This is a genomic window from Nocardioides sp. YIM 152588 (assembly GCF_040191335.1).
Lineage (GTDB): Bacteria > Actinomycetota > Actinomycetes > Propionibacteriales > Nocardioidaceae > Nocardioides.
In genome coordinates this window covers 1-21,253 of record NZ_JBEGDJ010000053.1, presented here as the reverse complement: position 1 = coordinate 21,253, position 21,253 = coordinate 1, and the positions used below count along the sequence as shown (strand labels likewise).

Sequence of the window (21,253 nt, the reverse complement as noted above, 5' to 3'; positions counted from 1 at the left end):
CCGTGTCGCGGTCCGAATCGGACGAGGAGCGCCTGATGTCCGTCGACGAGCTGTCGGCGGCGGCCGGTCTGACGGTGCGCACCACGCGGTACTACGCCAGCCTCGGGCTGATCCCGCCGCCCGAGCGTCGCGGCCGGATGGCCTGGTACGGCGAGGAGCACCTCGCCCGCCTGGAGATGGTCCGCGCGCTCCAGGGCCATGGGTTCTCGCTGCAGTCGATCGAGGGGTATCTCTCCTCGCTCCCGCCCGGGTCCCGGATCGAGGACCTCGCCGTGCGGCGGGCGATGCTCGCCTCCTGGACCGCGTCGGGGCCGCAGGACCTGAGTCGCCGCCAGCTCGACGAGCACGCCGGGCGGCGGCTGAGCGACGAGGACCTGGCCCTGATCGAGGAGATCGGGATGCTGCGGCGCACCGACACCGACCGCGGGCCTCGCTACACCCCGGCGCACGGCTTCGACGTGACCATGCGGCTGCTCGACCTCGACATCCCGGTCGAGGGCGTGCGCGGTGCGGCGCTGGCGATCTCGCGCCACATGGGTGCCCTCGCCGAGGAGCTGACCGACGTCCTCCGCGCGGACGTGCTGGTGCCGCTGCGCAGCCAGCGCCTCTCCCGGGACGAGGCCGAGCGGGTCGAGCAGACCCTCGCGGCGCTGCGCGAGCTGACCCTCGAGGCGATCGTGACGTCGTTCCAGCGGTCGGCCAACGAGGTCATCACTCGCTCGCTGAGCCGCCGGTGAGCCGCCGGGGTCGGTCCGGGAGGGCGCGGACGGGTTAGGGCCGCCGTACCCGGCGGCGATAGGGTCGCGCCGTGACCCAACGAACGCTGGTCCTGCTGAAGCCCGACGCCGTCCGCCGTGGGCTCGTCGGCGAGGTGCTCTCCCGGTTCGAGGCGAAGGGCCTGTCGCTGGTGGCGATGGAGCTGCGCACCATCACCGGCGACGACGCCGACGCCCACTACGCCGAGCACGTGGAGCGGGACTTCTACCCGCCGCTGCGGGCCTTCGTGACCAGCGGCCCGCTCGTGGCGATGGTGCTCGAGGGCGACGAGGCGATCGAGGTCGTCCGCGCGCTCAACGGCGCCACCGACGGCCGCAAGGCGGCCCCCGGCACCATCCGCGGCGACCTGTCGCTGTCGAACCGCGAGAACCTGGTGCACGGGTCGGACTCGCCGGAGTCCGCGGAGCGCGAGATCGCGCTCTGGTTCCCGAACCTCTGACGCCGCGCCCGGGGCGCCGGCCCCTCGGGTCGTGTGCCTCAGGCTGCACCTGCGTCACACCGGACAGGCGGTTCGGTTGCTTGACGGGCGCTGCAACGCCTGTCAAGCAACCGAATCACCGGTCGACCGGTGATTCCGCCGCCACCCACTGAGGCCCGCCCCACCCACCCCGCTCCCGCGTGTCTGCGCGGATCACCGCCCCCGGTTTCTTAGGCTCCGAGCGGAGGCAGTCGGATCGGCACGCCCGCTCGGCCTCCCCGGACCGTGCGAGCGGACCGGCTTCCCCAGAGCGTGCCAACGGACCCACCCCGTGGGGCCGGCAAGGGTTTGCGAGGGCACGCGTGAGGGCGAACTCCATCATCGGGCGGGACATGGCCGTCGACCTCGGCACGGCGAACACCCTGGTCTACGTGCGCCGCCGCGGCGTGCTCCTGGACGAGCCGAGCGTGGTCGCGATCAACGACGGCACCGGCGAGGTGATCGCGGTCGGCCACGAGGCCAAGCAGATGCTGGGCCGTACGCCGGACAACATCACCGCGCTGCGCCCGCTGCGCGACGGCGTGATCGCCGACTTCGAGGCGACCGAGCAGATGCTGCGCCACTTCATCGCGCGCGTGCACCGGCGCCGCTACTTCGCCAAGCCGCGGATGGTGATCTGCGTGCCGAGCTCGATCACCCCGGTCGAGCAGCGCGCGGTCAAGGAGGCCGGCTACCAGGCCGGCGCCCGCCGCGTCTACGTCGTCGAGGAGCCGATGGCCGCCGCGATCGGCGCCGGCCTCCCGGTCCACCAGGCCACCGGCAACATGATCGTCGACGTCGGCGGCGGCACCACCGAGGTCGCGGTGATCTCGCTCGGCGGCATCGTCACCAGCCTGTCGATCCGCACCGCCGGCGACACCCTGGACCACGCGATCGTGGCGTGGATGAAGAAGGAGCACGGGCTGATGCTCGGCGAGCGCACCGCCGAGCAGGTCAAGATGACCCTCGGCTCGGCGTTCCCGCGGCCCGGCGAGCCCGAGGGCGAGATCCGCGGCCGGGACATGGTCAGCGGGCTGCCGCGCACCGTGACGGTGACCAGCGCCGACATCCGGCAGGCGCTCGACGAGCCGCTGCACGACATCGTCGACGCGGTCCGGGTCACCCTCGACCAGACCCCGCCCGAGCTGGCCGGCGACATCATGGACCGCGGCATCGTGCTCACCGGCGGCGGCGCCTTGCTGCGCGGCCTCGACGAGCGGATCCGCCACGAGACGGGGATGCCCGTCCACGTCGCCGAGGACCCCCTCATCTCGGTCGCGCTCGGCGCGGGCCGCTGCGTCGAGGAGTTCGAGGCGCTGCAGCAGGTCCTGGTCACCAACCCGCGGCGGTTCTGAGGCATGACCCTCGACACGATGCCCCCGCGCCGGCCCGACCGGATCATCGACGGGACCGACGCCCCGGGCCCGGCCGCCGGCCCCGAGCGCCGGCTGACCCCGCAGCAGCGCCGGCCCGGCCGCGGGCTGCCCTCCCGCTCGCTGGTGGCCACCCTGGTGCTCGCCGCCGTCACGCTGATGGTGGTCGACCGCGCCGGCGGCGACGCCTCGCCGGTCGACCCGGTCCGCCGCGTCGTCGGGGAGGTGCTGGGGCCGGCGGAGGCGGCGGTCGACACCGTGCTCGGCCCGGTGCTGGACCTGACCGGCGCGCTGCGCACCAACGACTCCCTCCGCGAGGAGGTCGCCGAGCTCGAGCACCGCAACACGGCCCTGGAGCAGCAGCTCGCCAAGGCCGGGTACGACGACGCGCGGCTCGCCGAGCTGGACGGGCTGCGCGCGATGGCCGGCGACACCGGCTACGCGCTGCTGCCGGCCCGGGTGATCGCGGTCGGCTCCGCCCAGTCCTTCTCCAACACGGTCACCATCGACGCCGGCGCCACCTCGGGCCTGCACCCGGACATGACGGTGGTCAACGACGCCGGCCTCGTCGGCCGGGTCACCTCGGTGACCGCGCACACCGCCACGGTGCTGCTCATCGTCGACCGCGAGTCGACCGTCGGCGGCCGGGTCGGCGACAACGCCGAGCTCGGCTTCGTGCACGGCCGCGGCGCGCCCGGCGAGGACGGCACGCTCGACCTGGAGCTGCTCGACGAGGCCGTCCAGCCGCGCGCCGGCCAGACCGTGCTCACCTGGGGCAGCGAGGGCGGATCGCCCTACGTGGCCGGCGTCCCGATCGGCCGCGTCACGCGGGTCTTCGAGTCGGTCCGCGACACCAGCTACCGCGCGGTCCTGGAGCCGGTGGTCGACTTCACCGCCCTCGACCTGGTCGGCGTCGTCGTACCGTCCGGCACCGAGGACCGCGTGATCGAGGCCGACGGCAGCCTGCGCGGCGCCTCGGGCGAGGGGAGCGCCCGATGAGGGGCCCGGCCCGGCTGGCCGTGACCATGGTCGCGATCGTGCTGGCCCTCGTCGCGCAGGTGAGCGTGCTGCCGCGGATGGGGTGGCCGGACGCCGGCACCGGCGTGGTGCCGGGGCTGGTGCTGCTGGTGGTGGTCGCCACCGGGCTCGCCCAGGACACCCGGTTCGCCACCCTCGTCGGCTTCTTCGCCGGCCTCCTGCTCGACCTGGCGCCGCCCGCGGACCACGTCGCCGGACGCTGGGCGCTGGCGCTCGGCGTCGTGGGCTACGTGGTGGGGCGGCTCAGCCACGACTTCCAGTCCGGTCCCGGCGCCACCGGGCGCCGCCCGGGCCTCGGCGTCGCCCTCGCCGCGGCCGCCGGCGGCTCGTTCGTCGGCAACTCGGTGTTCGCGCTCACCGGCGTGGTCCTCGCCGACCCGGCGACGGAGTTCGGCGTCCTGCTCGGCACCGTGCTGATGGCGGTCGCGATGGACACCCTCGCGGCGCTGCTGGTGGTGCCCGCGATGTTCTGGGTGACCGGCCGCGTCGCGGCGATGGGCTCGACCGACGCGGGCCGCGTCACGCCGCGCCCGCCCGCCCGGCGGATGGTGCTGTGAGCGGGTCGGAGGGAACGGCGCCGCGCGCGTCCAGCGGCCAGCGCAGCCGGCTGCGCCTGATCGTCATCCAGGCGCTGGTCTTCTCGCTGCTGGCCACCCTGGGCACGCGGCTGTACTACCTCCAGGTCGTCTCCGGGGAGGACTACCAGGGGCGCGCCGCCTCGCAGTCGATCCGCGACATCGTGGTCCAGCCCCAGCGCGGCCTGATCGTCGACGCGATGGGCCGCCCGCTGGTGACCAACCGGCTGACCTACGTGGTCACCGTCGACACCACGCTGCTGAACCGGTACGCCGACAGCGAGCGCCGGGCGGTGCTGCGCCGGGTCGGCCGGGTGCTGGACCTCAGGCCGCGGGCGATCGAGCGGAGCCTGGTGCTCTGCGGCACCGAGGACGCGATCCCCGGCCGCTGCTGGAACGGCTCGCCCTACCAGCCGGTGCCGATCGCCAGCGGGATCAGCCAGGAGCAGGCGCTGCGGATCTCCGAGCAGCCCGAGGACTTCCCGGCCGTGATCGTGGACCAGCAGAGCGTGCGGGAGTACCCCTCGCCGTACGGGATCAACGCCGCCCACCTGCTCGGCTACCTGAGCCCGATCACCTCCGACGAGCTCGACGCCGCCGAGCGGGACGGCGACAGCTCGGTCAACGGCGCGTCGGTGGTCGGCCGCTCCGGCGTGGAGAAGACGTACGACGCCTGGCTGCGCGGCCAACCCGGCTACCAGCGGGTCGCGGTGAACTCCAAGGGCCAGGTGCTCGGGGACGTCTCCGACCTCGCCTCGCAGCCCGGCGACACCCTGGTCACCTCGATCGACGCCAAGGTGCAGGGCGTCGTCGAGAAGCAGCTGCACGAGATGATCAGCATCGCCCGCGCCACCCGCGACCCGGTCACCAAGCGCAACTTCGAGGCCGACTCCGGCGCCGCCGTGGTGATGGAGGTCGACACCGGCCGGATCGTGGCGATGGCCAGCCAGCCGACGTACGACCCGTCTGTCTGGGTCGGCGGGATCACCTCCGCGCAGCTGGAGCGGCTCTACTCCGAGGCGGCCGGCACCCCGCTGCTGGCCCGCGCGTTCCAGGGCCAGTTCGCCCCCGGCTCGACCTGGAAGCCGTTCATGACCGCGGGCGCGCTGACCAACGGCTACGGCACCGACACCGTGCTCGGCTGCCCGTCGGCGGTGCGGATCGGCAACCGCGACTTCCACAACCACGAGTCCGCCGCCTACGGCTCGATCAGCTTCGCCCGGGCGCTCGAGGTCTCCTGCAACACCTTCTTCTTCCAGATCGGGATGCGGTACTGGGCCCAGTACGGCTCCGACCCCGCCGACGTCGACGCCAAGGACCCGCTGGTCGCGGAGGCGAAGACCTTCGGCTTCGGCTCCCGCACCGGCATCGACCTGCCCGGCGAGGCGTCGGGCCGGATCGCGGACCGGAAGTGGAAGCGCGCCTACTACCGGTCGATGAAGGACTACTACTGCGGCATCTCGGGGAAGCCGCAGGACGCCGACACCAGCGACTTCGTCTACCGGTTCGCCCGCGAGTTCTGCATCGAGGGCAACTACTACCGCCAGGGCGACGCGGCGAACTTCGCGATCGGCCAGGGCGACACCATCGTCACCCCGCTCCAGCTCGCCCGCGCCTACGCGGCGCTGGCCAACGGCGGCACCCTGTGGGAGCCGCGGGTCGGCAAGGCGGTCGTCTCGCCGGAGGGCAAGGTGATCCGGCGGATCAAGCCCGTCAAGGCCGGCGACGTCGGCCTGCCCGACTCGGTGCTCACCTACATCGACGAGGCGCTCAAGGGCGTCAGCCGCGTCGGCACCATGTCCTGGAAGCTCGGCGGCTTCCCGCTGGACCAGGTGCAGATCCGGGCCAAGACCGGCTCCGCCGAGGTCTACGGCAAGCAGTCGACCGGCTGGGTCGCCTCCTACACCGACGACTACGTCGTGGTGATGATGATCAGCCAGGGCGGCACCGGCTCCGGCTCGACCGGTGACGGGGTCCGGGCGATCTGGGAGGCGCTGTACGGCGTCGACGGCGCCGAGGTCGACCCGGCCGCGACGCTGATCCCCGGCGTCACCCAGTCCGACGCGCTGCCCCGGTTCGGGCGCGACGGCTCGATCCTGCCGCCCGCCCGGGAGGAGAAGGAATGAACCAGCGTCCGACCATCCAGCGCAGCGGCGTCTCCCGGCGCGTCCTGCTGCGCCGCTGGGCCGACCTGGACTGGGTGCTGCTCGGCTCGGTCACGCTGCTCGGCGTACTGGGCTGCCTGCTGGTCTGGTCGGCGACCGTCAACAGGGACGACCTCACCGGCGGCGACCCGAAGGCGTTCCTGGCCAAGCAGGTGCTCAACCTCGGCATCGGCCTGGCGCTGATGGCGGCGGTGGCCGCGACCGACCACCGCTGGGTCCGGATCCTGGCGCCGGTGGCCTACCTGCTCTCGGTGCTCGGCCTGGTCCTGGTGCTGGTCGCCGGCAGCACCGTCAACGGCTCCCGCTCGTGGCTGATGATCGGCGGGCTCTCCCTGCAGCCGTCGGAGCTGGCGAAGCTGGCGGTGGTGGTCGGCATGGCGCTGGTCGTCGCGGAGCGCCACGAGGGCCGCTGGCGCGACCGCGTGGGGACCGTCGACGTGCTGCTGATGCTGACCGTCGCCGCCGTGCCGGCGGTGCTGATCCTCGCCCAGCCCGACCTGGGCACGATGCTGGTGCTGACCGCGACCGTCTTCGGCGTGGTCGCCGCGTCGGGGGCCCACCGGATCTGGCTGGCCGCGCTGGCGGCCGGCGGCGTCGGGGTGGCCGCGTTCGCCGTGGCCAGCGGCTTCCTGGAGGAGTACCAGGTCGACCGGTTCCTCGCCTTCACCGACCCGAGCCTGGACCCGCGGGGCGCCGGCTACAACGTCGAGCAGGCCCGGATCGCGGTCGGCAACGGGGGCGTCTTCGGGCAGGGCCTGTTCGACGGGTCCCAGACCCGCGCCGGCTTCGTGCCCGAGCAGCACACCGACTTCGTCTTCACCGTCGCGGGGGAGGAGCTCGGGCTGGTCGGCGCCGGCCTGATCGTGGTGCTGCTCGGCGTGGTGCTGTGGCGGGCCCTGCGGATCGCCGCGCGCACCGACGACGTCTTCGGCCGGATCGCCGCCGCCGGCATCGCGTGCTGGCTCGGCTTCCAGGCCTTCCAGAACATCGGCATGTGCCTCGGCATCATGCCGGTCACCGGCGTCCCGCTCCCGTTCGTGTCGTACGGCGGCTCGTCGATGTTCGCCGGGATGCTGGCCGTCGGCCTGCTGGAGAACATCCACCTGCGCACCCTCTCCTCGCCGGCGGCGCGGATGCAGCCGGCGAAGCGGGTCCTGGTCCGCGCGTGAGCATCCCCTCTGCGATGATCTGCGCGTGCTGATCGTCCGCCGGGTGCCGCGCTGCGCCGCCCCCGGTGCCGTCCCCGGTGCCGCCCCGGTGGGTGCCGGCGTCGCCGCGGCCGAGACGGTCGCCGCGTTCGCGCTGGCCCACCGCGCCGCCGGCGGCGCGCTGCCGGGCGCGGAGGCGCTGCTCGCGGTCGCCGTGCTCGTGTACGCCGCCGGGCTGGTCGTCCTCGGCCGCCGGGCGCCGCTGCGCGTCGTCCTCCCGGCGATGGTGGCCGCCCAGTTGGCGGTGCACGCCTGGATGTCCGTGCTGGCGCCGCCGACCGCGGTCGGGCACGCCCACCACGGGGTCGGGGTGGTGGGGGCCGCCGCCGCGCCGGCCGGCCTGACCTGGTCGATGGTGGCCGCGCACCTGGCGGCCGCCCTGGTCACGGCACTGGCCTGGCACCTGCGCCGCCGCGCGGTCGAGGTCCTCGTCGCGTGGTCGGCCACCGACCCGCTGCCCGTGCCGCTGCGCCGGGGCGTCGCCCGGGCGCTGAGCCCGCTGCGCGCCTGGTCGCCGTGGCACCACGGGACCGCCGCCACCCGCGGCCCACCGGCGCCCGTCCCCGCGCCCGCACCCGCCTGATCGCCGATCGGGTGGGTGGCCGGCGCGACGCCGCTCCCCTCCCGCTTCAGCCCGGACCCGCCCGGGTCCCGAAAGGCACACACATGTCCGTCCGACGTACCCTCCTGCCCCTCGGCGCGACCGGCGCCGCCGCCGGTCTCCTCGCGCTCGGCCTCGCCGCGCCGGCGTCCGCACACGTGGGCATCACCCCGAACACCACCGCCGCCGGTGCCTACGCGGTGCTCACCGTCAGCGTCCCGCACGGCTGCGACGGCGCGGCGACCACGAAGGTCGCCATCGCGATGCCCGAGGAGATCCCCTCGGTCACCCCGACCCGCAACCCGCTCTACACGGTGAAGAAGGTCATCGAGAAGCTCGACGAGCCGATCACCGACGCCCACGGCAACGAGCTGACCGAGCGGGTCGCCCAGGTCGTCTACACCGCGAAGACCCCGCTGCCCGAGGGCTACCGGGACACCTTCGAGCTCTCGGTGAAGCTGCCCGACGCCGAGGGGGAGACCATGGTCTTCCCGACCGTGCAGACCTGCGTGAAGGGAGAGACCGGCTGGACCGAGGTCCCGGCCGAGGGCCAGGACGCCGAGGAGCTGGCGCACCCGGCACCGGCCATCACCCTGACCGAGGGCACCGGCGACGGCCACAGTCACGGCGACACCGACGACACCGACGACACCGACGAGCACGCGGACGAGCACGCCGACGAGGCCGAGGAGTCCGCCGAGGCCGCCGGGTCCGACGAGGGCTCGGACGGCACCGGCCTCGCCGTCGCCGGCCTGGTCGCGGGCCTGCTCGGCCTGGTCGCCGGCGGCGCCGCGCTCGTGCGGAGCGGTCGGAGGGCCTGATCCCGTGCGGAGGCTGACGCTGGCGCTCGCCGTCCTGATCGCCCTCCTCGGGGTGGCGGGCACGGCGGCGCCGGCGTCGGCCCACGCCAGCCTCGTCGCCACCGACCCCGCCGAGGGCGCGGTCCTCCCGGACGCGCCGGACGCCGTCGTGCTCACGTTCGACGAGCCGGTCTCGCTGGTCTCCGACGGCGTGGCCGCCTTCGACGCCGCCGGGGACCCGCTGGAGGTCGACGCCTCGGCCCGCGACGACGAGGTGACCGCCGACCTGCCGACCGGCCTCGCCGACGGCACCTACGTGGTGACCTGGCGCGTGGTCTCCGCCGACGGCCACCCCGTCGCCGGCTCGCTCACCTTCCACGTCGGCGCCCCCAGCGAGACCGTGGTCGCGCCGCGGACCCCGACCGCGACCGTCGGTGGCCCGATCGGCGTCGCCATCGCGGTGGTCGGCGCGCTCAACTACCTCGGCCTCTTCCTGGTCGGCGGCCTGGCCCTCTTCCTCGGCTGGACGGTCCGCGGCGTCCGGCTCCACGACGACGCCCGGCGGCGGCTGGTGCGGCTGCTGCGGGCGGCCGCCGGCCTCGCGATCGCCGCGGGCCTGCTCGCGGTCCCGCTGGCCGGCTCCTACCAGCTCGGGCTCGGCCTCGGCGGGATCGTCGACCCGGCCGCCTGGGACCCGTCGCTGGTCCGCGACGACCTGGTGGTGCTGATCCTCCAGGTGGTCGGCCTCGGCGCCGCGGTGCTCGGCGCCGGCCGCAGCGCGCGCGGCCGCTCCGCGCTCACCCTGGACATCCTCACCCTGCTCGCGGTCGCCTCACCGGCGCTGGTCGGGCACACCCGGGCCTACGAGCCGACCACCCTCCTGGTGATCACCGACGCCCTCCACCTCTACGTCGCGGCGGTCTGGCTCGGCGGCCTGGTCGCACTCGCCGTCACGCTGCCCGCGCTCGGCGGGCGTCCCCGCGACGCCGCCCAGGTGCTCAGCCGGTTCTCCACCATGGCGACGGACGTCCTCGCGGCGCTGGTCGGCTCCGGCGCGCTCCTGTCCTGGGGCATCCTCGGCTCCTGGTCGGCCCTGGTCGAGACCACCTACGGTCGGCTGCTGCTGGTCAAGATCGGCGTCGTCGCCGTGGTGGCGGCCGTCGCGGCCTGGAACCGGTTCGTGCTGCTCCCCGGGATGGACGCCGACGCCGGGCACGACCAGCGGCGCCGTACGACGCTCCGCATCCGTCGTACCGTCGCGGTGGAGGCGGCGCTGCTCGTGGTCGTGGTCGGCGTCACCGGCTTCCTGGTCGGCAAGGCGCCCGGGGGAGAGACGGCCCCGATCGCCGCGCCCGCGGCCACCGCCGTCACGACCGCCGTCGCGGGCGACTACCGCGTGCTCGCCCAGCTCGACGCCGCCGAGGGCAACCGCCGCCGCCTGACCCTCCAGGTGCAGGACGCCACGGGGGAGCCGGTCGACCTGTACCGGGCGCCGGTCCTCACCGCGGCGTCCGAGCAGGTCGACCTCGGCGAGATCGCGCTGACCCCGGTCGCCGCCGGCACCTACGCGGCCGACCTCGTCCTCCCGCACCCCGGCGCCTGGGAGCTGACCGTGAGCGTCCGGGTCGACGAGTTCACCAACCCCGTCGCGGTCCTCGACCTCGACGTCGACTGACCACCCACCACCCGACCGCCGAGTCGGGGGAAACCGACCGCCGAGTCGGGGGAAAACGACCGCCGAGTCGGGGGAAACCGACCGCCGAGTCCCGCGTCAGCGACGGCCTCCTGTCGCTACGCCCGGACTCGCAGGTCGCTTTGGCGGGACTCGTGGGTCGCTCTTCCCCAACTCGCGGGCGCGAGGTCAGTCGGTAACCGCGATGGTGACCGGGACCGTGCGCAGGAACCCGTCGACGCGGACCTGCACGAAGAACCGGAAGTCCCCGGCCGCGTCGAACGCCGTGTGGAAGACCAGGCGGGTGCCGTCGGCGGTCTGCTCCGGCTGGCCGTAGGGGTGCACGTGCACGAACCCGTCGTCATCGAGCGCGAAGCCGGTCAGGTGGGCGAAGGTGCCGAGGTAGCTGCCCAGCGTCAGCGGCCGCCCGTCGAGGTCGCTGACCAGCAGCGAGATCCGCCCGTCGGGGCCGACCTCGCCGGCCGCCTCCGGTACGACGCGGACCACACCGTCGTCCGCCCCGCCGTCCCCGTCGTCCCCGTCGTCCGAGGCGGCCACGGGCGCCGGGCTCCAGTCGCCGGGCACGGTGGCGTCGGCGCCGAGGGCGACCGCGGCGCCCGCGCCGGCCGGCTGGAACTCGGCCAGCACCCGGTAGTCGCCGGGCTCGCCCAGGTCGACCCGGGCGGTCCAGGTCCCGGCATCGCGGCCGTCGGTCTCCAGCGTCGGGTGCAGGTGGCGGAAGACGGCGAGGTCGTCGCGCACCACGTAGAGGTGGAGCAGTCGGGTCTGCTCCTCGAGGTACTCCGTGACCGGCTCGCCGTCGGGGCCGAGGATCCGGAAGGTGACGTCGCCGGGGCCGTCGGCGCTGCCGGGCAGCGCGACGTCGACCATCCGGTACCCGCCGGCGGAGTCGCTCGTGCCGTCGCCGATCGGCTGCACGTCGCCCTCGCCGGGCGCGTGGGTGTGGCCGGCGCCGTCCCGGGGCGGCGAGAGCACCAGCCGGCCGTCGTCGTCGGTCGGCTGGTCCGTGGAGCACCCGGCGAGCGCGAGCGCGAGCGCCGCGGACGCGAGTGCGGCGAGGCTGCGGGCGGGCCGCCTCACGGCGAGACCGTCAGGAAGACGAACGCGGAGAACAGCACGAGGTGCACGGCGCCGTTGAGCGGTACCGCGCGGCCGGGCACGACGGTCAGCACGCCGACCACCGCGGAGAGGCCCAGCAGCACCAGCTGCACGGGGTCGAGGCCGAGGGCCAGCGGGCCGTCCAGCCAGATCGACGCGATCGCGATCGCCGGGATGGTGAGGCCGATCGAGGCCATCGCCGAGCCGTAGGCGAGGTTGAGCGAGATCTGCACGCGGTCGCGCAGCGCCGCCCGCACCGCCGCGAGGGTCTCGGGCAGCAGCACCGTCATCGCGATGATCACGCCGACGACCGCCTGCGGCAGGCCCAGGCCGGAGACGCCCTCCTCGATCGCGTACGACTCCACCTTGGCCAGGCCGACCACGGACACCAGCGCCACCAGCAGCAGCGCGACGCTGGTCCAGGTCTGCCGGTTCGTCGGCGGCGCGGCGTGCACCTCGGCCGGCTCCTCCGACCGCTCCTCCGACCGCTCCTCCGACCGCTCCTCCGACCGGTCGTCCCCGCCGGGGTGCGTGCTGATGGCGGTGCCGACGGGCAGGAAGAAGTCGCGGTGGCGCCCGGTCTGGGTGGCCACGAAGGCGCCGTACAGCGCGAGGGAGGCGACGGCCGCGAAGACCAGCTGTGACCCGGTGAAGACCGGTCCCGAGGCGCCGGTGGTGAACGTCGGCACCACCAGCGTCAGCCCGGCCAGCGAGATCACGGTGGCCAGCGCCGACCCGGTGCCCTCGGGGTGGAAGACGGCGTAGGTGTGCCGCATCGCTCCGAGCAGCAGGGCCAGGCCGACGATGCCGTTGACGGTGATCATCAGTGCCGAGAAGACCGTGTCCCTGGCCAGCGTGGAGGTGTCGTCTCCGCCGGAGACCATCAGGGTCACGATCAGCGCGACCTCGATCACCGTGACGGCGACCGCCAGCACCAGCGAGCCGAACGGCTCGCCGACCCGGTGGGCGACCACCTCCGCGTGGTGGACGCCGGCCAGGACGGCCCCGAAGAGGGCGATCGCGACCAGGATGTTGCCGACGACGCCGGGGTGCGTGCCCCAGGTGAACACCAGGACCACGGCCGCGACCAGGGGAGCGGCCACCGTCCAGCCGAACCTGCCGGCGGTGCTTGCGCTCATGGCGCCGGAGTCTACGGAGCGGCCCTCGCGGAAGCGGCACCTGGGGCGCATCCGCCTTACCCTGGAGGGCATGTCCGTCGAGTCTGTCTTCTCCCGCCTCGAGCCGCACCTGCTGACGGTCTCCAAGCCGATCCAGTACGTCGGCGGCGAGCTCAACTCGACCGTCAAGGAGTGGGACTGCGCCGCCGGCTCCGACGAGGGCGGCCCGACCGTCCGCTGGGCGCTGATGTACCCCGACGCCTACGAGGTCGGCCTGCCCAACCAGGGCGTCCAGATCCTCTACGAAGTGCTCAACGAGCGCCCCTGGATCCTGGCCGAGCGCACCTACGCGGTGTGGCCGGACATGGAGAAGGTGATGCGCGCCGAGGGCATCCCGCAGTTCACCGTCGACGCCCACCGGCCGGTCGCCGCGTTCGACCTGTTCGGCCTGTCGTTCTCCACCGAGCTCGGCTACACGAACATGCTCAACGCCCTCGACCTCGCGGGCATCCCGATCCACGCCGCCGACCGCACCGACGAGCACCCCATCGTGGTCGCCGGCGGGCACGCCGCGTTCAACCCCGAGCCGATCGCCGACTTCGTCGACGCCGCGGTCCTCGGGGACGGCGAGGAGATCGTCCTCGCGATCTCCGAGGTCGTCCGCGAGTGGAAGGCCGAGGGCTGCCCCGGCGGCCGCGTCGAGGTGCTCCGCCGGCTGGCCGCCTCGGGCGGCGTCTACGTCCCGGCGTTCTACGACGTGACGTACGGCGACGACGGGGCGATCGCCGCCGTCGTACCGAACCACCCGGACGCGCCCGAGCGGGTCCGCAAGCACACCCTGATGGACCTCGACGCGTGGCCGTACCCGGCCAAGCCGCTGGTGCCGCTGGCCGAGACCGTGCACGAGCGGTTCAGCGTGGAGATCTTCCGCGGCTGCACGCGCGGCTGCCGCTTCTGCCAGGCCGGCATGATCACCCGCCCGGTGCGCGAGCGCTCGATCGAGACCATCGGCAACATGGTCGAGAACGGCGTGCGCAAGTCCGGCTTCGAGGAGGTCGGCCTGCTCTCGCTCTCCAGCGCCGACCACACGGAGATCGGCGACGTGGCCAAGGGCCTGGCGGACCGGTACGAGGGCTCCAACGTGTCCCTGTCGCTGCCCTCGACCCGCGTCGACGCGTTCAACATCACGCTCGCCAACGAGTTCTCCCGCAACGGACGCCGCTCCGGCCTGACCTTCGCCCCCGAGGGTGGCAGCGAGCGGATGCGGAAGGTGATCAACAAGATGGTCACCGAGGAGGACCTCATCCGGACCGTCGCGACGGCGTACTCGCACGGCTGGCGCCAGGTGAAGCTCTACTTCATGTGCGGCCTCCCGACCGAGACCGACGAGGACGTGCTGCAGATCGCCGAGCTGGCGAAGAAGGTGATCGCCAAGGGCCGCGAGGTCTCGGGGCGCAACGACATCCGCTGCACCGTCTCGATCGGCGGCTTCGTGCCCAAGCCGCACACCCCGTTCCAGTGGGCCGCGCAGCTCGACGCGGAGACCACCGACTCCCGGCTGGCGCTGCTGCGCGAGACCGTGCGCGCCGACAAGCGGTTCGGCCGGGCGATCGGCTTCCGCTACCACGACGGCAAGCCCGGCATCATCGAGGGACTGCTCTCGCGCGGCGACCGCCGGGTCGGCCGGATCATCGAGGCCGTGTGGCGCGACGGTGGTCGCTTCGACGGCTGGAGCGAGCACTTCTCCTACGACCGCTGGGTCGCCTCCGCCGAGTCGGGTCTCGAGGGCACCGGCATCGCGCTGGACTGGTACACCACCCGCGAGCGCGAGTACGACGAGATCCTCCCGTGGGACCACCTCGACTCCGGCCTGGACAAGGACTGGCTGTGGGGTGACTGGGAGGACGCCCTCGCGGTCGCCGACGGCTCGGCCGACATCGAGGTCGAGGACTGCCGCTGGACGCCCTGCTACGACTGCGGCGTCTGCCCGGAGATGGGCACCGAGATCCAGGTCGGCCCGACCGGCAAGAAGCTGCTGCCGCTCTCCGTCGTCTGACGCCGAACAGGGGCTCGGGGCGCTTACCTGCGCCCTGAGCCCCGTTTCGGGCTGCCCTGAGCCCCGGTTCGCGGGTCAGTCGCCGATGTTGCCGGTGAGGTTCTCGCCCTGGGCGTAGCAGACCAGGTGGTCGCCGATCTCGGGGTCGTCCGGGTTCTCGCTGACGGCCTGGAGCTTCAGGTCGGGGCTCGTCGTGATCTTCAGGAACTCGCCGGGGTCCACGACGGTGGCGCAGTAGGCCGCCATCGCGGTCGAGATGGCCTCGAGGTTGTCCTCGGTGACCTCGGCGACGCCGACGATCTCGCCGTCGTGCTCGTCGGCGCAGTCGGACTTGGTGAAGACGACGATGTCGTCGTCCTCCTCGATGTTCACGCAGGTGCCCGCCTCGGCGTTGGCCGGGGTGACGATCGTGTTCGCGATGAACGCGACGAAGATGCCGAAGCCGATCAGGCTGAGCGTGCCGAGGATGCCGATCACCAGGCCGGCGACCGCGGCCCAGCGGCCCTTGCGCTTGCCACCCTTCGTCCGGGACAGGCCGAAGAACGACATGATGAGGCCGATCGGCGACGTGCAGCAGAGCAGGCTGAGCACGAACGAGGCGATCGAGACGCCGTCGGTCGAGGCGCCGGCGCCCGGGTCCTGCGCGTAGGGGTCCGCGCCGTAGGGGTTCGGCGGAGGCGGCGGGTACCCACCCTGGCCGTACGGCGGCTGCTGCGGCGGCTGCTGGCCGTACGGCGGCTGCGCCGGGGGCTGCTGGCCGTAGGGATCCTGCGGGGGCTGCTGGCCGTAGGGATCCGAGCCGGAGCCCTGGCCGTAGGGGTCGGAGCCGTAGGGCGGGCCCGACGGCGGCGTGTTGTCGCTCACCCGCCGAACACTACGGCCCTGATCTGCCTGTCGGCGGCGTTGGGGAGGATTGGTGCGTGCGCCACATCGACGACGCGGAGCGGCGGGCCCGGTTGGGGCGCCGTCACGGCCTCGCCCGTCCCTTCCCGGACGTCCTCGCCGCCGCCCGCGGCCTGACGGCGCTGCACGCGACCGAGGCGGCCACGGTGCACCTGGCCCTGTGGGCGCGGGTCCCGGGCGTCTCCGTCGCCGACGTCGAGGCGGCGCTGTACGACGACCGCACGCTCGTCAAGCAGCTCGCGATGCGCCGCACCCTGTTCGCCTTCCCCGTCGAGGCGCTGCCCGCCGTCTGGGGGAGCGCGGCCGCCCGCGTCGCCCAGCAGCAACGGGCGCAGCTGACCAAGGACCTGGCCCGGGCGGGGCTGGCCGACGACCCGGCGGCCTGGCTCGACACGACCGGCGAGGCCGTCCTCGAGGCGATGGCGGACGGCCGTCCCCGGACGGCGGCGGAGCTGCGCGAGGAGGTGCCCGCGCTCGCCGGGCGGATCACCCGCGGCACGCCGGGGAGGAAGTGGGCGGCCGAGCTGCCGATCGGCCCCAACGTGCTGACCGCGCTGGGGGCCGCCGGGAGGATCGTGCGCGGCGTGAACGCCGGACACTGGCGGCTCAACAAGCCGTCCTGGCAGCGCACGGAGGACTGGCTGGGCGCGCCGCCGGCGCCGGCCGGGCAGGCCGAGGGCTACGCGACCCTGGTGCGGGGGTGGCTGCGCGCGTTCGGGCCGGGCACGGAGGACGACCTGGTCTGGTGGCTGGGTGCCACGAAGACGATCGTCAGGGCGGCACTGGCCGATGTCGGGGCGGTCGCGGTCGACCTCGGCGGCGACGCGACCGGCTGGGTCCTGCCCGATGACCTCGAACCGGTCGCGTCGCCGCCGCCGTGGGTGGCGCTGCTGCCCACCCTCGACCCGACCGTGATGGGGTGGAAGGGCCGCGACTTCTACCTCGACCCGTCCGACCGGCCGTACCTGTTCGACCCCAACGGCAACGCCGGCAACACCGCCTGGTCGGACGGGCGGATCGTCGGGGCGTGGGCGCAGGACGACGACGGGCGGGTCCGCCTGCTGCTGCGGCGGGACCCGGGCGCGGAGGCCAGGCGCGCGCTCGAGGCGCAGGCCGGGCGCCTGACGGCGTGGCTGGACGGCGTGCGGATCGTCAACGTCTACGCCTCGCCCCAGATGAAGGGGCTCACGCTTCGGTGATCCGGCCCGCCGGAAGGTAATCTCGGCCGGTGCGCAAGGCAGAGGAGAACGACCGGTGAGCCGCGCCCAGCCCGAGCAGCAGGCGCCCCCGGTGCAGAAGCTCCGGATCCAGTACGCGAAGCGCGGCCGGCTGCGGTTCACCAGCCACCGCGACGTGAGCCGCGCCATCGAGCGGGCCGTGGTCCGCGCGCGGATCCCGATGGCCTACTCGTCCGGCTTCCACCCGCACCCGCGGATCTCCTACGCCGGCGCCTCGCCGACGGGTGCCGCGAGCGAGGCGGAGTACGTCGAGCTCGGGCTCGCCGAGGCCCTGGACCCGGCCGGGGTCGGCCGTGAGCTCGACGCCGCCCTGCCCGACGGCCTCGACGTCGTCGCGGTGGCCGACTCCGCCACCAGCCGCGGCGGATCCCTCTCCGACCTGCTGACCGGCAGTCGCTGGCGGATCGACCTCGGCAGCGGCGAGGGCCTCGACGAGGCGGTCCGCGCCTTCCTGGAGGCCGAGTCGATCGTGGTCGAGCGGATGACGAAGAAGGGGCTGCGCTCCTTCGACTGCCGTGCCGCGGTGGTCTCCCTGCGGGTCGCCGACGACGGGGCGCTGGACCTGCTGCTCGAGCACGCCGTTCCGGCCGTCCGGCCCGACGACGTACTGACCGGTCTGCGTGAGGCGACGGGCTGGACCGCCCCGCGCCAGGCGCTGCTCACGCGTGTCGCGCAGGGGTCGCTGGACCGGGGCACCGGGGAGCTCGCCGACCCGCTCGCGGCGCGCTGACCGGGGATCGCGCCGGGGGAGGCGCGACCCGCTGAATCGACCGGGATGCCAGCGGGTGACCCCCGCTGTGCGATACTCGCCACAGATCGACCGCCAGCACGTCTCCCCGGAGACCCTCACCAGAGGCTTGGTGCTGGTCGATCCGACGACGTTCTCGCCGGGTCACCGAGGTGACCGGCACGGTGGAGGGCGGTACGTCGCCAGACCGCGACGCTGGCAGCGCCCATCGGTGACAGGGATGGGGCCCGGACGACCGCGGAAGGTGGCGTGACGCGCTCCAGTGACGCTCCGCGGAGGGTGTCGTCCCACACGAAGGCTTACGTCGCGGGACCCCGGTTGCGCGGCGATGACACACCCGGGCGGTGACGCCCGGGTTCGAGGAGCAGCGCAATGAACGACGCGCCCACGACCACCTCCCACTCCGACGCCGAGGAGCCGGCGACGGCCCCCGCCGCGGAGGCGCCCGCCAGCGAGGCGCCCGCGACCGAGGCACCGGCCGCCGAGGCGTCCGCCGAGGCACCGGCAGCGGAGTCCGGGGAGGCCCCGCCCGCGAAGAAGGCGACGCGCAAGGCGCCCGCCAAGCGGACCACCAAGAAGGCCACGGCCAAGAAGGCCGCCGCCGAGCCGGTCGCCGCCGCCGAGGGCGGTGCGGAGGCCGCCGAGGACGAGGCCCCGGCCGAGCCGCCCGCGAAGAAGGCCGCCGCGAAGAAGGCCCCGGCGAAGAAGGCCGCGGCCAAGAAGACGACCACGCGCAAGACGGCCGCGAAGAAGCCGGCCCCGGCCGCCGAGGCCGAGCAGCCCGCCGAGGCGCAGGCCGAGAAGCCCGCCGAGGAGCAGGCGGACGAGGCCAGCGCCACGCTGCCGCTCTTCCAGGCGCCCGCCGCGCCCACGACCCGCAAGCGCGCGCCGCGCAAGAAGGCTGCGGCGCCGGCCCAGCCCGAGCCGGCGGCCGAGGACGAGGAGGCGGCGGAGGACACCGCCGCCGAGGCTTCCGAGCAGAGCGAGGCCTCCTCGACCCCGGACGCCGCCGAGGCGGCGAGCGCCCAGGACAGCGCGAAGGACGGCGCCACGGACGGCGCCACGGACGGCGCCGAGGCCAGCACCAAGGACGAGTCCGAGGACAGCGCCGAGGGCGACGCCGAGGACGGCGACGCCGACGAGGGCGGCGAGGAGTCCGCGGAGGGCTCCGGCGCCCCGCGCCGACGTCGCCGCCGCGGTGGCCGCCGCCGCCGCAAGTCCGGTGGGTCCGGCTCGGGCGAGTCCGAGGGCGACCGCTCCGGGGGCGACTCCGACCAGTCCGACCGTGCCGACCAGGCCGACCAGGGCGACGCCTCCGACGCCGCCGAGGGCGACAAGGACGACGCCGCGGCCGACTCCGAGGGCGAGAGGTCCGAGGGGTCCGGCACCTCCCGCCGTCGCCGTCGCCGCCGCCGCGAGGGCGAGGGTGGCGCCGACGCCGGCGACGACCCGCAGAACACCGTGACCCGGGTCCGCAAGGCCCGCAGCGCCGAGGACGAGATCACCGCGGTCTCCGGCTCGACCCGGCTGGAGGCGAAGAAGCAGCGCCGCCGCGAGGGCCGCGAGGCCGGCCGCCGCCGCGCCCCGATCATCAGCGAGGCGGAGTTCCTCGCCCGCCGCGAGTCGGTCGAGCGCGTGATGGTCGTCCGCCAGCGCGAGGACGTCACCCAGATCGGCGTGCTGGAGGACAAGGTCCTCGTCGAGCACTACGTCGCCCGGGAGTCGCAGACGTCCCTGATCGGCAACGTCTACCTGGGCCGCGTGCAGAACGTGCTGCCCTCGATGGAGGCCGCCTTCATCGACATCGGCAAGGGCCGCAACGCGGTGCTGTACGCCGGCGAGGTCAACTGGTCCGCGCTCGGCCACAAGGACGGCCAGCCGCGCAAGATCGAGTCCGTGCTCTCCTCCGGCCAGACCGTCCTGGTGCAGGTCACCAAGGACCCGATCGGCCACAAGGGAGCTCGACTGACCAGCCAGATCAGCCTGGCCGGCCGCTTCCTGGTCTACGTCCCCGACGGCACCACCTCGGGCATCTCCCGCAAGCTGCCCGACACCGAGCGGGCACGCCTGAAGTCGCTGCTCAAGGAGATCGTCCCCGAGACCGCGGGCGTCATCGTGCGGACCGCCGCCGAGGGGGCCGCCGAGGAGGAGCTGACCCGCGACGTCGAGCGGCTCAAGGCCCGGTGGGAGGACATCGAGGCCAAGACCGCCAAGGGCAGCAACGCGCCGCAGCTGCTGTACGGCGAGCCGGACCTGACCCTGAAGGTCGTCCGCGACCTGTTCACCGAGGACTTCGCCAAGCTCGTGGTCCAGGGCGACGACGCCTGGGAGACCGTGAGCGGCTACGTCGAGCACGTGGCGCCCGACCTCGCCGAGCGGCTCGAGCACCACCGCCCCGAGGAGGGCGGCGGCGACGTCTTCTCGACGTACCGGATCGACGAGCAGATCTCGAAGGGCCTGGACCGCAAGGTCTGGCTGCCCTCGGGCGGCTCGCTGATCATCGACCGCACCGAGGCGATGACGGTCGTCGACGTCAACACCGGCAAGTTCACCGGTTCCGGGGGCAACCTGGAGGAGACGGTCACCAAGAACAACCTGGAGGCCGCGGAGGAGATCGTCCGCCAGCTCCGCCTGCGCGACATCGGCGGCATCATCGTCGTCGACTTCATCGACATGGTCCTGGAGTCCAACCGCGACCTGGTGCTCCGGCGCCTCGTCGAGTGCCTGGGCCGCGACCGGACCCGGCACCAGGTGGCCGAGGTGACCTCGCTCGGCCTGGTGCAGATGACCCGCAAGCGGATCGGCACCGGCCTGCTCGAGGCCTTCAGCGAGACCTGCACCCACTGCCAGGGTCGCGGCCTCGTCGTGCACGACCTCCCGATCGAGCCCAAGCGTGGCGGCGGCGACGGCGGCGGCGACGGCGAGTCGCGCCGCGGCCGCCGGCGCCGGGGCAAGGGCCAGGGCGACGGCGAGCAGGGCAAGGGCCAGGAGAAGGCCCAGGACAAGTCGCAGGACAAGCCCCAGGGCAGGGACAAGGGTGACGGCGCGGCCCCCGAGCCGCACGCCAACGGGAACGGCAACGGCGCCCCGTCGCCGAAGGTCGTGGCCGCGATGGCCATGTCCCACCCGCCGGTGGCCGCGGAGGACGAGGCGACGGGTACGCCGGAGGCGACCCCCGCCGCTGAGGCCCCGACCCCCGAGGCCCCCGAGGCACCGCCCGCTGAGGCCCCGGCTGCTGAGGCCCCGCCCGCTGAGGCCCCGGCTGCTGAGGCCCCGGCTGCTGAGGCCCCGGCTGCTGAGGCCCCGGCCCCCGAGGCCGCTCCGGAGGAGCCGGCGCCCGCCGAGCCCGCGGTCCGCACGACCGTGGTCACCCGGACGCGGCGGCGCGCGGCCAGCCGGCCCGCC

Annotated in this window: 17 protein-coding genes; 14 read left to right on the top strand and 3 right to left on the bottom strand. The window is 74.2% G+C overall.

The window, feature by feature from the left end:
* Nucleotides 1-35 precede the first annotated feature (35 nt).
* From ABLM29_RS18590 to ABLM29_RS18545, 10 genes are all read left to right on the top strand, one after another.
* Entirely contained in the window at nucleotides 36-737 is a 702-nt protein-coding gene (locus tag ABLM29_RS18590) for a MerR family transcriptional regulator (RefSeq protein WP_349716004.1), read from the top strand.
* Between the two features lie 71 nt (nucleotides 738-808).
* Nucleotides 809-1,216: a nucleoside-diphosphate kinase gene (gene ndk, locus ABLM29_RS18585; RefSeq protein ID WP_349716003.1), complete on the top strand. Its 408-nt coding sequence runs from the start codon at nucleotides 809-811 to the stop codon at nucleotides 1,214-1,216.
* A 341-nt stretch (nucleotides 1,217-1,557) separates the two neighbouring features.
* The gene (locus ABLM29_RS18580) at nucleotides 1,558-2,589 is read left to right on the top strand and encodes a rod shape-determining protein (RefSeq protein WP_349716001.1); all 1,032 of its coding nucleotides are present in this window, start codon (nucleotides 1,558-1,560) and stop codon (nucleotides 2,587-2,589) included.
* Between the two features lie 3 nt (nucleotides 2,590-2,592).
* Nucleotides 2,593-3,606, top strand: a complete 1,014-nt coding sequence (gene mreC / locus ABLM29_RS18575; protein WP_349715999.1) for a rod shape-determining protein MreC — start codon at nucleotides 2,593-2,595, stop codon at nucleotides 3,604-3,606.
* Nucleotides 3,603-4,202: a rod shape-determining protein MreD gene (locus tag ABLM29_RS18570; protein ID WP_349715997.1), complete on the top strand. Its 600-nt coding sequence runs from the start codon at nucleotides 3,603-3,605 to the stop codon at nucleotides 4,200-4,202. The genes mreC and ABLM29_RS18570 overlap by 4 nt, the downstream gene beginning before the upstream one ends.
* Nucleotides 4,199-6,346 carry a penicillin-binding protein 2 gene (gene mrdA / locus ABLM29_RS18565; RefSeq protein WP_349715996.1) on the top strand — a complete coding sequence of 716 codons (2,148 nt, stop codon included), beginning with the start codon at nucleotides 4,199-4,201 and terminating at the stop codon, nucleotides 6,344-6,346. The genes ABLM29_RS18570 and mrdA overlap by 4 nt, the downstream gene beginning before the upstream one ends.
* On the top strand, nucleotides 6,343-7,554 hold the full coding sequence (gene rodA, locus ABLM29_RS18560; RefSeq protein WP_349715995.1) for a rod shape-determining protein RodA: 1,212 nt from the start codon (nucleotides 6,343-6,345) through the stop codon (nucleotides 7,552-7,554). The genes mrdA and rodA overlap by 4 nt, the downstream gene beginning before the upstream one ends.
* A 25-nt stretch (nucleotides 7,555-7,579) precedes the next feature.
* On the top strand, nucleotides 7,580-8,176 hold the full coding sequence (locus ABLM29_RS18555; protein WP_349715993.1) for a hypothetical protein: 597 nt from the start codon (nucleotides 7,580-7,582) through the stop codon (nucleotides 8,174-8,176).
* An 83-nt stretch (nucleotides 8,177-8,259) separates the two neighbouring features.
* Complete coding sequence (locus ABLM29_RS18550) at nucleotides 8,260-9,015, top strand: YcnI family copper-binding membrane protein (RefSeq protein WP_349715991.1); 756 nt, start codon at nucleotides 8,260-8,262, stop codon at nucleotides 9,013-9,015.
* 4 nt (nucleotides 9,016-9,019) lie between these two features.
* Nucleotides 9,020-10,669, top strand: coding sequence for a copper resistance CopC/CopD family protein (locus ABLM29_RS18545; protein WP_349715990.1), 1,650 nt, complete (start codon nucleotides 9,020-9,022; stop codon nucleotides 10,667-10,669).
* A gap of 186 nt (nucleotides 10,670-10,855) precedes the next feature.
* Here the strand turns inward: ABLM29_RS18545 and ABLM29_RS18540 are convergent, their stop codons facing one another.
* Both ABLM29_RS18540 and ABLM29_RS18535 read right to left on the bottom strand, forming a co-directional pair.
* Nucleotides 10,856-11,767 carry a DUF8832 domain-containing protein gene (locus tag ABLM29_RS18540; protein WP_349715989.1) on the bottom strand — a complete coding sequence of 304 codons (912 nt, stop codon included), beginning with the start codon at nucleotides 11,765-11,767 and terminating at the stop codon, nucleotides 10,856-10,858.
* Entirely contained in the window at nucleotides 11,764-12,924 is a 1,161-nt protein-coding gene (locus tag ABLM29_RS18535) for a calcium:cation antiporter (RefSeq protein ID WP_349715988.1), read from the bottom strand. The genes ABLM29_RS18540 and ABLM29_RS18535 overlap by 4 nt, the downstream gene beginning before the upstream one ends.
* Nucleotides 12,925-12,994: 70 nt before the next feature.
* Between ABLM29_RS18535 and ABLM29_RS18530 the strand changes: the two genes are divergently transcribed.
* Entirely contained in the window at nucleotides 12,995-14,959 is a 1,965-nt protein-coding gene (locus ABLM29_RS18530; protein WP_349715987.1) for a TIGR03960 family B12-binding radical SAM protein, read from the top strand.
* Nucleotides 14,960-15,034: 75 nt separating this feature from the next.
* Here ABLM29_RS18530 and ABLM29_RS18525 read toward each other — a convergent pair whose 3' ends face one another.
* Complete coding sequence (locus ABLM29_RS18525; RefSeq protein ID WP_349715986.1) at nucleotides 15,035-15,823, bottom strand: DUF4190 domain-containing protein; 789 nt, start codon at nucleotides 15,821-15,823, stop codon at nucleotides 15,035-15,037.
* Between the two features lie 56 nt (nucleotides 15,824-15,879).
* Here ABLM29_RS18525 and ABLM29_RS18520 point away from each other — a divergent pair, with 56 nt between their 5' ends.
* The 3 genes from ABLM29_RS18520 to ABLM29_RS18510 all read left to right on the top strand — a co-directional run.
* Complete coding sequence (locus ABLM29_RS18520) at nucleotides 15,880-17,061, top strand: winged helix DNA-binding domain-containing protein (protein ID WP_349715985.1); 1,182 nt, start codon at nucleotides 15,880-15,882, stop codon at nucleotides 17,059-17,061.
* 55 nt (nucleotides 17,062-17,116) lie between these two features.
* Nucleotides 17,117-17,830: a TIGR03936 family radical SAM-associated protein gene (locus ABLM29_RS18515; RefSeq protein ID WP_349715983.1), complete on the top strand. Its 714-nt coding sequence runs from the start codon at nucleotides 17,117-17,119 to the stop codon at nucleotides 17,828-17,830.
* A 390-nt stretch (nucleotides 17,831-18,220) separates the two neighbouring features.
* The coding region (locus ABLM29_RS18510) for an Rne/Rng family ribonuclease (RefSeq protein WP_349715981.1) at nucleotides 18,221-21,253 on the top strand (3,033 nt) is incomplete at its 3' end.

Bases quoted from the DNA above. Each gene is read 5' to 3' on its own strand.
- ABLM29_RS18590 (WP_349716004.1), top strand. From the start codon at position 36: ATGTCCGTCGACGAGCTGTCGGCGGCGGCCGGTCTGACGGTGCGCACC.
- mreC (WP_349715999.1), top strand. From the start codon at position 2,593: ATGACCCTCGACACGATGCCCCCGCGCCGGCCCGACCGGATCATCGAC.
- ABLM29_RS18550 (WP_349715991.1), top strand. From the start codon at position 8,260: ATGTCCGTCCGACGTACCCTCCTGCCCCTCGGCGCGACCGGCGCCGCC.
- ABLM29_RS18570 (WP_349715997.1), top strand. From the start codon at position 3,603: ATGAGGGGCCCGGCCCGGCTGGCCGTGACCATGGTCGCGATCGTGCTG.
- ABLM29_RS18530 (WP_349715987.1), top strand. From the start codon at position 12,995: ATGTCCGTCGAGTCTGTCTTCTCCCGCCTCGAGCCGCACCTGCTGACG.
- rodA (WP_349715995.1), top strand. From the start codon at position 6,343: ATGAACCAGCGTCCGACCATCCAGCGCAGCGGCGTCTCCCGGCGCGTC.
- ABLM29_RS18535 (WP_349715988.1), bottom strand. From the start codon at position 12,924: ATGAGCGCAAGCACCGCCGGCAGGTTCGGCTGGACGGTGGCCGCTCCC.